Origin of the sequence: uncultured Bradyrhizobium sp., assembly GCF_936943645.1 — a bacterium.
In the GTDB taxonomy this organism is placed as follows: domain Bacteria; phylum Pseudomonadota; class Alphaproteobacteria; order Rhizobiales; family Xanthobacteraceae; genus Bradyrhizobium.
The window spans coordinates 1-11,507 of sequence record NZ_CAKZJO010000058.1 but is presented as its reverse complement, the minus strand read 5'-3'; the positions used below and the strand labels follow the sequence as shown (position 1 = coordinate 11,507).

At 64.2% G+C, this 11,507-nt stretch carries 10 protein-coding genes; 3 read left to right on the top strand and 7 right to left on the bottom strand.

From position 1 onward, the window contains the following. Both exbD and Q0743_RS17500 read left to right on the top strand, forming a co-directional pair. A partial coding sequence (gene exbD, locus Q0743_RS17505) for a TonB system transport protein ExbD (protein WP_298242766.1) occupies positions 1 to 372 on the top strand: 372 nt, incomplete at its 5' end. Then, a complete protein-coding gene (locus tag Q0743_RS17500) occupies positions 372 to 1,202 on the top strand; it encodes a TonB family protein (RefSeq protein ID WP_298242765.1) in 831 nt (276 codons plus the stop codon). The genes exbD and Q0743_RS17500, both read left to right, overlap by 1 nt. A 46-nt stretch (positions 1,203 to 1,248) precedes the next feature. On the opposite strand, the gene Q0743_RS17495 is transcribed toward Q0743_RS17500, so the two are convergent. From Q0743_RS17495 to Q0743_RS17470, 6 genes are all read right to left on the bottom strand, one after another. Further along, entirely contained in the window at positions 1,249 to 2,604 is a 1,356-nt protein-coding gene (locus Q0743_RS17495; RefSeq protein ID WP_298242764.1) for an esterase-like activity of phytase family protein, read from the bottom strand. 110 nt (positions 2,605 to 2,714) lie between these two features. After that, the gene (locus Q0743_RS17490) at positions 2,715 to 3,686 is read right to left on the bottom strand and encodes an MBL fold metallo-hydrolase (protein WP_298242763.1); all 972 of its coding nucleotides are present in this window, start codon (positions 3,684 to 3,686) and stop codon (positions 2,715 to 2,717) included. Between the two features lie 132 nt (positions 3,687 to 3,818). After that, complete coding sequence (locus tag Q0743_RS17485; RefSeq protein ID WP_298242762.1) at positions 3,819 to 4,721, bottom strand: carbohydrate ABC transporter permease; 903 nt, start codon at positions 4,719 to 4,721, stop codon at positions 3,819 to 3,821. Then, the gene (locus tag Q0743_RS17480) at positions 4,714 to 5,670 is read right to left on the bottom strand and encodes a carbohydrate ABC transporter permease (protein WP_298242761.1); all 957 of its coding nucleotides are present in this window, start codon (positions 5,668 to 5,670) and stop codon (positions 4,714 to 4,716) included. The genes Q0743_RS17485 and Q0743_RS17480 overlap by 8 nt, the downstream gene beginning before the upstream one ends. A 156-nt stretch (positions 5,671 to 5,826) precedes the next feature. Then, on the bottom strand, positions 5,827 to 7,173 hold the full coding sequence (locus Q0743_RS17475) for an extracellular solute-binding protein (RefSeq protein ID WP_298242760.1): 1,347 nt from the start codon (positions 7,171 to 7,173) through the stop codon (positions 5,827 to 5,829). Between the two features lie 84 nt (positions 7,174 to 7,257). Beyond that, on the bottom strand, positions 7,258 to 8,301 hold the full coding sequence (locus Q0743_RS17470) for a C-terminal binding protein (protein ID WP_298242759.1): 1,044 nt from the start codon (positions 8,299 to 8,301) through the stop codon (positions 7,258 to 7,260). Between the two features lie 260 nt (positions 8,302 to 8,561). Here Q0743_RS17470 and Q0743_RS17465 point away from each other — a divergent pair, with 260 nt between their 5' ends. After that, on the top strand, positions 8,562 to 10,247 hold the full coding sequence (locus Q0743_RS17465) for a methyl-accepting chemotaxis protein (RefSeq protein ID WP_298242758.1): 1,686 nt from the start codon (positions 8,562 to 8,564) through the stop codon (positions 10,245 to 10,247). Positions 10,248 to 10,389: 142 nt separating this feature from the next. Here the strand turns inward: Q0743_RS17465 and Q0743_RS17460 are convergent, their stop codons facing one another. Then, the gene (locus tag Q0743_RS17460; RefSeq protein WP_298242757.1) at positions 10,390 to 11,367 is read right to left on the bottom strand and encodes a tripartite tricarboxylate transporter substrate binding protein; all 978 of its coding nucleotides are present in this window, start codon (positions 11,365 to 11,367) and stop codon (positions 10,390 to 10,392) included. Positions 11,368 to 11,507 lie beyond the last annotated feature (140 nt).

Here is an 11,507-nt window from a genome sequence, read left to right as displayed (position 1 = left end):
GAGATCAACGTCACGCCGTTCATCGACGTGATGCTGGTGCTGCTGATCATCTTCATGGTGGCAGCACCCCTCGCGACCGTCGACATCGGCGTCGAGCTGCCCGCGACCGCGGCCGAGCCGCAGCCGCGGCCGGACAAGCCGACCTTCGTGACCGTGAAGGCGGATCTCACCGTTGCCGTCGGCGAGGACACGGTGGCCCGCGATGGCCTCGTCACGGCGCTCGATGCGGCGACCAACAGCCGCAAGGACGAGCGCATCTACCTGCGTGCCGACAAGGCGGTCTCCTACGGTGACCTGATGGAGGTGATGAACAGCTTGCGCAATGCCGGTTATCTCAAGGTCGCGCTGGTCGGCCTCGACGGACGCAGCTGATGGCCGCCAACGCCTTTGCCCTGCACGAGCCGCCTGGCGAGCGGGAGACTGCGCGCTGGGCCTTGTCGGCAGCGATCATCGTGGCGCTGCATCTTGCCGCCGCGCTGCTCGCGATGAACTGGCTGAAGCCGGTGCCGGAGCAGGGCGTCAGCATGCCGGCGATCCTCATCGACATGACGCCGGAGACGTCCGCGCCGCAGGCGATGCCGCTGGATATCGCGCCGGGACCGGTGATGCAGCAGGCGGATGCATCGCCGCCCGAGCCGGTGCTGCAGCAACAGGTCGCGGAGGAGATGATTCCGTCAACGCCGCCGCAGGAGAAGCCGGACGTCGTGGCGCCGCCGGAGCAGAAGCCCGAGCCAAGTCCGCCGAAGCCCGAGTTTGCCAAAGTGGAGCCCGTGGCGAAGCCGGCGCCTGCGAAGCCCAAGGTGGTGCGCCCCGATGCAAGGAAGCCGTCGGAGGCGCCGCCGGCTCCCCGCACCAGCGCGCCGCCGCGTGCGGAGCGCCAGGCTCCGCTGGCATCTGCCGTGAGCGCCGGCGCGGTCGCTTCTGCGATGGCGACGTACTACCAGCGCGTCCGCGCGCATCTGATGCGCTTTCACCAGTATCCGGCAGGCGCCAACGGTCAGAAGGGCGTTGTCAGGTTGAGCTTCACGCTCGGCCGCGGTGGCCAGGTCCTGTCCAGCCGCGTCAGCGGATCCTCGGGCGTTGCGGCGCTCGATGCCCAGGCCGCGGCGATGATGCGGCAGGCTCAACCATTTCCGGCAATGCCGCCCGAGATCACATATGCAACGGTTCCCATCAACATCCCGGTGATCTTCGGGCGGTGACCGGGGCTCCTCCCCCGCGCGAAGCGGGAGAGGAGACGGCGACCGCCTACTTCGCCTTCAGGAAGTCGGCGACTTCGAGCAGCATGAACTCGTCGTCGTCGGCCTTGTTGGGATCGCGGCTGGACGAGAACGGCAGATTGTTGTCGTTGCCGACGATGATGTGGGTGTCGTCGACCCGATCGACGTTCTCGATGGTGAAGAACGGGAAGGTGTAGACGCCGTCGTTGAGCGGCTTCCGCGCCTTCTTGTCGGGATCCCTGATCTTCATGAGGTCGATATAGCCGATCTTGCGCACGGGCTTGCCGACATTGGCGTCTGTGAGCTCGATCTTGTAGATGCGCTTGAACTTGGCGATGTCAGGGAAGCAGTTCTCGCCGCGGGTGCCTTGCGGGCAGGCCTTGTCGGCGGTGCCTTCGCCGTTGTCGCGCTCGATGATCAGGCCGGAGGCCTGGTCGATCATGTTGAAGTCGCCGATGGCGTTGCCGTTCTGCTCGAACACATACTGCCAGTAGCGGCCGGTGAACTTTTCCGCGGCGACGTCGAACTCGAGGATGCGGGAGGCTTCCTTGCCGTCGACCTTCTCCCAGTCCTTCTTCTCGGCGTCCCACAGCGGTCCTTCGAGCAGGCCGTAGAGGAACTTGCCGTCCTTCGACGATGCAAAGCCCTCATAGCCCTTGGAGCGGCGGAGATTGACGTTGGTGTAGGTCGCACCCGGCGCGCCTGGCGTCGCCACGGCCCAATTGTCGGGCGAGCGCACCGGCTTGCCGTCGGCGACGGTCTCGAACACACCGAGGATCTTGCCGGATTTGTCGGCCTTCAGGATGTAGGGGCCGAACTCGTCGCCGATCCAGAAGACGTCGCCGATGATCTGAAAACCTTCGGTGTCGAAGTCGGATCCGGTGAGGTAGCGCCTCTCGGTGTCCTCATGCACGATGCGGAAGGGGACCTTCTTGTCGGGATCGTGCAGGAAGATGGTCTCCAGCCGCTCGATCTTGCCGCCGGCCCAATCCATCTTGTAGCGGTTGAGGTACAGCATCGAGTCCGGCGAGTTGGCGCGCGCGCCCATGCCGTTGTCGGTGATGACCCAGAAGCTTCCGTCGGGCATGTGCTTGATGCCGGAATGGCCCTGCAGCGGCTGGCCCTTGAACGGCAGCGACACGCCGGTCGCGCGCTCATACGACTTGCCCATCACAGTGCCGGGCGCATCGACGCGCTTGCCGGTGGTGTACTTGCCGGAAGTCCTGAGATCGGCGGGGGCATCGGCCGGCGCATCGATGAACGTAGCGGCCGGCATCACAACGTGGCCGGCGAGCCTGGCCGGGAATTCACCTTCGCTCTGCGCGAGCGCGGGGCTCGCGGAGAGAATGATCGTTGCGACGGTCGTGAGAAAAGTCGCGCGCATGTGCGTCTCCTGTTGGCGGACGCACGCCTTATGCGGATGGCCTATTGCAGTTTTGTGAAGCTGGGCGAAAGGCCGCAGGCTCAGGCTATTCCCCTACCGTGCGCGGCCTCTCACGCGGTCTCGTAGACCAGTCTGGTGAAGAAACCGGGGTCGATAAGAAATTGTCCCCACCTCGCGTCGAACTTGGCAGTGGGCTTGGCAGCAACGGCTTCGTCGCGCGTCTTTCCCTGCTTCTTGAGATTGCCGACATTGTCCCTGATGGCGGCCAGCATGTCGCGGAATTCCTGCAGCTCGGCCTTGTTGCTGACGGGCTTGCCGTGACCGGTGATGATGATGGTGTCGTTGTTGGCGGCCGCAAGATTGGCGTCGCAGGCCGCGATCATGCCGCCGATGCTGCCGCCGGTCGAATGGTCGATGAAGGGGTAGATGTTGTTCCAGTAGGTGTCACCGGCGTGAAGAATGTTGGCCTCGGCAAACATGACCGAGATGTCGCCGTCGGTATGAGCCGGACCGCTATATTTCAGCGCGATGGATGCGCCGTTGACCTTGAGATGATGTTCCTTGGCGAAAACCTCCGTCGGGACTGCCTTCGCCGCCGGAGGCAGGAAATTGTAGTCCCAGTCTTCGACCCGCTGAATGCTGGAGAGATGCTTGCGGGTGTTCTCGTGGGCGATGATTTTCGCGCCGGCCGCATGCAGCCATTCATTGCCGTCGGCATGGTCGAAGTGCCAGTGCGTGTTGATGAGATGCGCGATCGGCTCGTTGCCGAGTTCTGTCAGTGCCTTGCTGAGCTGTGGGCGCGAGACGCCGATGCCTCCGTCCACCAGCAGCTTGCCATCAGGTCCCGTGAGCACGGCGATGTTGCCGCCGGATCCTTCGAGCACGCTGATGTTGTTGCGCAACTTGTAGGTTTTGATCGGCGACGTCGCCGCGCTGTCCTTGATCAGGCTGACGATACCGCGCGCTTCCGCGTAGGCCTGCTTCGGGGTGAGCCATCCGCCGGTAGCGGCGAGCGCCGCGCCGCCGACGCAGCACAGGCAAAAGCCGCGTCTTGAGAGCTGGTTGGTTCGTGGCGATGCCATGCTGATCTCGCGATCTCGTGCGATCAAGGACGACGTCAAGGGGCGACCCCCGCCGTCTGCGTGGTAAGATCGAGCGAAACAGGTCAGCGATCTATCACGATTGCACGAACCTTCGCGGTCTCGCGGAAGCTGCTACTCCTTCACCGCGCCGGTCAGCGAGGACACGTAGTAGTCCACGAACAGCGAATAGAAGACCGCAACCGGCAGCGAGCCGAGCAGCGATCCCGCCATCAGCGCGCCCCATTGGTAGACGTCGCCGGTGATGAGCTCGGTCAGGATCGCGACCGGCACCGTCTTGTTGGCGCCGCTCTGGATGAAGGCGAGCGCGTAGATGAACTCGTTCCACGACAGCGTGAAGGAGAAGATGCCGGCCGAGATCAGCCCGGGCACTGCCAGCGGCAGCGTGATCCGCCGCAGGATCTGCAGGCGCGTCGCGCCGTCGACCAGCGCGCATTCCTCGAGCTCGTAGGGGATCGACTTGAAATAGCCGATCAGGAGCCAGGTGCAGAACGGCACCAGGAAGGTCGGGTAGACCAGGATCAGGGCGAGCGGCGAATCGAACAGGCCGAACTGCACCACCACGGTGGCGAGCGGGATGAACAGGATCGAGGGCGGCACGAGATAGGCGAGGTAGATGCCGAGGCCCACATAGGGACTGCCGCGGAAGCGCAGGCGCTCGATGGCGTAGGCCGCGAGCGTCGAGGCGATCAGGGACAGCGTGGTCGAGCCGATCGCCACCGTCATCGTCGTCCACAGCCAGCGCGGATAGGCGGTGTCGAACAGCAGATGTTTGATGTGGGCGAGCGTCGGCGAGGAGATCCAGAAGGGATTATGGTCCTTGTAGTTCAACAGCTCCGCGTTCGGCTTGAACGACGTGATCGCCATCCAGTAGAACGGAAACAGCAGGATCAGCACGAAGCAGCCGAGCGGCAGGTAGATCATCATCAGCCGCCGCAGACCGGAATCCCAGGCCATGGTGTCCGGTGCCGCTTTCGCGTCGGCGACAGCTGCGGTTTGCGCGACGGTGTCAGTCATTGGCCTCTCCCTGCTGCCATTTGCGGCGCGCCAGGCCGAAATAGGAGAACAGCGTCGCGAACACCAGGAACGGGATCATGGACACCGCGATCGCGGCGCCTTCGCCGAGCTCGCCGCCGGCGATGCCGCGCTGGAACGCGAGCGTCGCCAGCAGGTGCGTCGAGTTCACGGGACCGCCGCGCGTGATGGCGTAGACGAGCTGGAAGTCGGTGAAGGTGAAGATGATCGAGAAGGTCATGACGATGGCGAGGATCGGCATCATCATCGGGAAGGTGATGTAGCGGAAGCGCTGCCAGGCGCTGGCGCCGTCGAGCATCGCGGCCTCGTAGAGCGAGGGCGAGATGGTCTGCAGGCCCGCGAGCAGCGAGATCGCGACGAACGGAATGCCGCGCCAGACGTTGGCGGCGATCAGCGAGAGGCGCGCTGGCCAGGCCGAGCCGAGAAAGTCGATATTGCTCGAACGCCAATGCAGGACGTCGACCAGGAGGTAGGAGATGATCGAGAATTGCGGATCGTAGATCCACCAGAACGCGAGCGCCGAAAGCACGGTCGGCACGATCCAGGGCAAAAGGATGATCGCACGCAACAGGCTCTTGAATGGAAAATGGTTGTTGAGCAGCAGCGCGAGCCAGAAGCCGAGCGCGAACTTTCCGAAGGTCGCGATTCCCGTATAGACCACGCTGTAGAACACCGCGTTCCACCACAAGGGATCGGTGAGCAGATACTGGAAGTTCTCGAAGCCGACATAGATGCCGCGCCGGCCGATCGTGGTGTCGGTGAAGGCGAGCCAGATGCCGAGGCCGAGCGGATAGGTCAGGAACACCAGGAGCAGCCCGATCGCGGGCGCAAGGCACATCGCGATCAGGAACGGCTTGTAGTCGAACAGCCGCACCAGCCAGTTCGGCTGCCGGTGAGTCAGGGCGGGGGAGGAGAGGGTGGTCACGGACATTAGTCTGTTGTCCTGTTGTTGAACGTCACCACGCCGTCATTGCGGGGAGCCCGCGACAAGATTGCGAAGCAATTTTGCGCTGGTGCGACGAAGCAATCCAGACTGCATCCGCGGAAGGATTTCTGGATTGCTTCGCTTCGCTCGCAATGACGATCGTTATCGCTGCCGCCGGAAGTACCGCTTGCAGCGCTGCTCTGCCTCCGCGGCCGCGGCCTCGGGGGTTGCGGCGCCGGTCGCAACGGAGGCGCACATCTGAATCAGCACGTAGTCTGCGCTGACGGCACCCGTCGCCGTGGAGATCGGGCCCTTGTAACCGTCGTAATATGTGCTCTTCATCGTGTCCTTGAAGATGGAGACCTTGGGGTCGCCTTTCCAGACGGCTGCCTCGGCATAGGCGGCCAGCGGCTGCGACCAATAGCCGGAATTGGCGTTGAGCCAGGGCTCGTACTGATCGTTCTCCAGCATGAATTGCAGGAAGGCCTTTGCCGCGTTGGGGTACTGGCTGTGCTTGAACACCATGGCGTTCAGCGTCAGGCCCGCCATCGGCGAGACTTTGGCGAGGCCCTTCGGCAGCAGCTGATGCTCGCTGTCCTCGGCGATCGCCTTGGTCGCCGGGTCGTTCTTGAGCGAGAAATACAGCGAGACGCCGTTGGCGGTCAGCGAGATCTCCTGCGAGGAGTAGGCGCGGTTGTTGCTGACGTCATTCCATGACGGCGTGCCGGCGATGAAGGTCGGATAGATCTGCTTGACCCAGTTCAGCGCGGCGATCGTCTCCTTGCTGTTGATGACGACGTTGCCTTCCTCGTCGAGCAGGGACGCGTTGTGCGACCACAGCGCCCAGTTGGCGAAGCCGTTGCCGTCGCCCTTGGCGTTGCCGAGCGCGAAGCCGGCCGGCTTGCCGGCCTTGTGCAGCTTCTGACAGAGGTCGAGGATTCCGGCATGGTCTTCGGGCACCTTGTCGAAGCCGACCGATTGCAGGATCGACTTGCGGTAGATCAGCGGCCCCGCAGTGGCGCCGAACGGAATTCCGATCCAGGCATCGCTCTTGTTCTTCTTGCCGTAGCGCTGCGCCAGCGGCAGCCAGCCGCCATAGCGCTTGCCGATGTAATCGGCGACGTCGGTCAGCTCGATCAGCTTGTCGATGTAGATGTGCGGTGCATCGGAGAAGCCGATGATGATGTCGGGACCGGCGCCCGAATTGGCGGTCACCGCAGTCTGCTGGTTGATGTCCTCCCAGCCGACGAAGTCGACCTTGACCTCGACCCCCGTCTCCTTGGTGAACTTTGCCGCATTGGCGCGGAACACGTCTTCGTCGGCCTGGACGAAGCGCACCGGGCGCAGCATGCGCAGGGATGCGCCCTTCTCGATCTCGCGCTTGGGTGCCGCCACGGCGGCGGCCTTGATCGTCGATGGTGTTGTTTGCGCCGCAGCACCGGTGGCAGCGAGCGTTGCAGCGGACAGGCCCAGCGCCAAGGCATCACGACGTGTGATGTCGTTCCTCATCAGTACCTCCCTATATGTTCCCTTCCCGGCGTTGATCGCCGGTGAAGGGTCGTTCCGGTCGTAGGGCGCTTGTGCGCCGGCCGCCTAGCTGTTCGGCCCGCGATCCATGCTGACGGGTTGCCAGCGACGGAGCATGGTGTTCTGCAGCACCGACGGATTGACGCAGCTTACCGGCCACATGCCCTGCAGCACCAGTGACAATTCGTAGCCCACCCGGCGCTTGCGCGCTTCGTCAAACCGTGCCGAGGCCGAGGCGACGTGGGCGGTCAGGGTCACGTTCTCCATGCCGAGCAAGGGATTGTTGTGGGAGGGCGGTTCCTTCTCGAGGACGTCGAGGGCGGCATGCGCGATCCAGCCCTCCTGCAGCGCCTTGATCAGGCTCTCCTCGTCCACGGTGGCGCCGCGCCCGGTGTTGATGAAGATCGAGCCCTTCTTCATTTGCCGGAAGTGCTTCTCGGTCAGCATGTGATGCACCTCAGGCCTTGCGGGGGCATGCATCGAGACGAAGTCGGATTGCGACAGCACCTCGTTCAGCGTCGACGGGATCACGCCGTGGTCGTACATCAGCGTTTCCTGGATGAAGGGGTCGTAGGCCATCATGCGCAGGCCGAAGGGGGCGGCGCGCTTCGCAACTGCACGCGCGACGCGCCCGAACGAGATGAAGCCGAGCGTCTGGCCCATCAGCCTGGGGATCTTGAGCAGAGCCGGCCGGCCCTCGGCCCAGCGGCCGTCGCGCACCATGCGATCCTGCTCGACCAGGCGGCGGAAGCCTGCGAGCAGCAGCATCATGGCATGGTCGGCGACCTCCTCGATGAAGGTGTCGGGAATGTTGGTCACCGGAATTCCACGGGCGGTGGCGGCCTTGACGTCGACGCTGTCGACGCCGACCGAGCCCAGCGTGATGACCTTGCAGCTCTGCAGGCTGTCGATGATGGTCTTGGTGATGGGGATGCCCTTGGCGTAGATCGCGTCGGCGTCTTTCGCGGCTGCGATGAACCCGGCCTCGTCGGCGGGCGCCTCGACGATCTCGGCGTCGATCGGATCGAGCGCCTCGCGCTCAAAGGAATAGTCGCTGCCCGCGACCGTAAAGCTCGCGCCCTTCGGCGTCACCACCCTGTATTTCGGCATTTTTCGTTCCCCGATTTGGTTTGTCGGTTCTTGTTGTGACCCGCCTTCACGGGCAGGCCTTTTCGTCTTTTACGCGAAATCGAGACGATATCGTACAATTCCCGGTTGTTGAGCGAGAGATAAATTGCCGATTTTGGCGGCGGCGTCCGGGCTACTACGGAGGCCCGTAAGTAACTTGCTAAGGCATCTCCCCCTAAAACTTGATTCGATTTTGATCGATCTGTTCGCGTGCCCGTATCCCTATTTGCCGGAGCCATCCCGTGAAGTTGAGCAATCTGAAGATCGCCCCCAAGCTGGGCATCCTTGTCGGCGTCACCTTGTTCGGCCTGTGCGTCTCCGGTGTCCTCGCCGGCTATCTGATGAAGCGCGAGATGGTGAATGCGCGCATCGACCAGGCCAAGGCCATCGTCGAGTTGGCGCGCAACTACGCCGCTGCCCTGAAGAAGCGCGTCGATGCCGGCGAGCTGACGAAGGACGCGGCCATGGCCGAGCTTCGACGCTACGGCAATTCGATGACTTACGACAACGGCTCGGGCTATCTGTTCGGCACGTCCTATGACGGCATCACGCAGCTTGCGCCCGATCCCAAGCAGATCGGCACCAACCGCATGGACGTCGTGACCAACGGCCGCAAGCTGTCGGTCGAACTGATGGACGGCGTCAAGGCCAATGGGTCGATCCTGCTGTACTATGAATATGTCAAGCCCGGTCAGCCGACGCCGATCCGCAAGATCGGCTACGCAGTGGCGATCCCCGGCTTCGACATGTATCTCGGCACCGGCGCCTATCTCGACGACATCGACGCCAAGATGGGTCCGGTCTACTGGCTGCTCGGCCTTGCCATGCTCGGCATCTTCATTGTTGCCGGCGGCGTGGCCTGGCTGATCGGCCGCGGCATCAGCCGTCCGCTGGCACTGCTCGGCGGCCGCATGAAGGACCTCGCCGACGGCAAGCTCGACGGCGACATTCCCGGCGTCGGCCGCGGCGACGAGGTCGGCGCGATGGCCGCCACGGTGCAGATCTTCAAGGACAACGCGGTCCGCATCCGCGACCTCGAGAAGACCGAGGCCGATGCCAAGGAACGCGTCGCGGCAGAACGTCGCAGCGCGATGGAGGATATCGCCAACGACTTCGAGCGCAGCGTCAACGGCATCGTCCGCTCGGTCTCTTCGGCCGCGGCCGGCATGCAGACCACGGCGCAGTCGATGACCGCGACCGCGAGCGATGCCTCCTCGCGTGCCGCAACGGTCGGCGCGGCCTCGCAAAAGGCCTCCGGCAATGTCGGCACGGTTGCGGCGGCCGCCGAAGAGCTGTCGAGTTCGGTTGCGGAAATCTCCCGCCAGGTCACGCGGTCGACGGAAGTGGCGAGCCGCGCGGTCAATGACGCCGAGCGCACCAATGCCACCGTTCAGGAGCTCTCCACCGGCGCCGAGAAGATCGGCGAAGTCGTCAAGCTGATCCACTCGATCGCGGCGCAGACCAACCTGCTCGCGCTCAACGCCACCATCGAGGCGGCCCGCGCCGGCGAGTCCGGCCGCGGCTTTGCCGTCGTCGCCTCCGAGGTCAAGGCGCTGGCGAACCAGACCGCCAAGGCGACCGAGGAAATCTCCGCACAGGTCGCGGCGATGCAGACCTCGACCAGCGATGCGGTGGCGGCCATCGGCGGCATCACGCAGACCATCGCGGAGATGAGCGAGATCACGGCCGGCATTTCTTCCTCGATCGAGCAGCAGGGCGAGGCGACGCGCGAGATCGCTCGTAACATTCAGTCGGTCGCGGCCGGCTCGAGCGAGATCAACGCCCATATCGGCAGCGTCACCTCGGCCGCGGAAGCGACCGGCACGGCGGCAGGCGACGTGCTCACCAATGCCCGCGAGCTGGACACCCAGTCCGGCGCGCTGCGCAGCGCGGTGGACGGCTTCCTCGCCAAGGTGCGCGCGGCATAAAACCATACGCACGAAATTCGCGAGGTGGGCAAAGACGCGGAAGCGTCGTGCCCACCTTTTTTATTCGCGATGACCTACGACAATCCCGTGCCCCGGACGCGTCGCACCGCTTCGCGCCGCGCCGCGTCCGGGACACGAGACCTCACTGCTTCTCGATCTTGGCGTTGGTGATCAGCTTCTCCCACAGCACCAGCTGCTCGTTCACGAAGGTGCCGAGCTGCTCCGGCGTGCCCGAAAACGCGTCCATGCCGAGGGTGGCGAGCTGCGCCTTGATCTCCGGCTTCTCGATGATCTTCCTGATCTCGGAATTGAGCCGCGTCACGATCTCCTTGGGCAGGCCGGCCGGGCCGAAATAGCCCTGCCATGACGAGATGTCGAAATCAGGCACGCCGGCTTCCTGCATCGAGGGCAGATGCGGCACCAGCGGCGAGCGCTCCTTGGTGGTGACGGCGAGCGCGCGCAGCGCGTTGCCGTTGACGTGGGGAAGGCCGGTCAGGATGTCGACGAACATCATCGAGACACGGCCGCCCATGACGTCGTTGAGCGCCGGCGGCGAGCTCTTGTAGGGCACGTGCAGCAGATCGAGGCCGGCATTGTGCGCAAAGGTCGCACCCGACACGATCGCCGAGGACGAGCCCGAGGCGTAGCTCAGCTTGCCCGGATTGGCCTTGCCGTAGGCGACGAGCTCGGCGACGGTTTTCGCCGGCACTTCCGGGTTGACCACCAGCATGAAGGGCAGGTCGCCGGTGCGTGCGATCGGCGTGAAGTCCTTGACCGGATCGTAAGTGAGGCTCTTGAGCAGATAGGGATTGGCCGAATGCGTCGTGTTGGTGGTCACCAGCAGCGTGTAGCCGTCGGGGGCGGCCTTCGCGACATAGCTTGCGGCAAGCATGCCGTTGGCGCCGGCCTTGTTCTCGATGACGATGCCGACGCCGAGCGCCTGCGACAGGTGCTGCGAGATCAGCCGCGTCGTGGTGTCGGTGCCGCTGCCGGCCGCGAATGGCAGCACCAGCGTGATGTTGCGGCTCGGATACGTGTCGGCCTGGGCCGCGGATGCGGCGGCAAGGCACAGCGCGGCCACGCCGACGGCACGCAGGTTTCGAATCAGCCCTGAAATCATCTTGGTCGTTCCCTCCTTTTGGTTGGCGGGGAACCTAGCGTCTCCTCAATGAAATCGGAAGGTGCGAGTTTATCGCAAGGTCTCGTGCCCCGGACGCAGCGCAGCGCTTCTTCAGCGGTGCGCTGCAGAGCCGGGGCCCA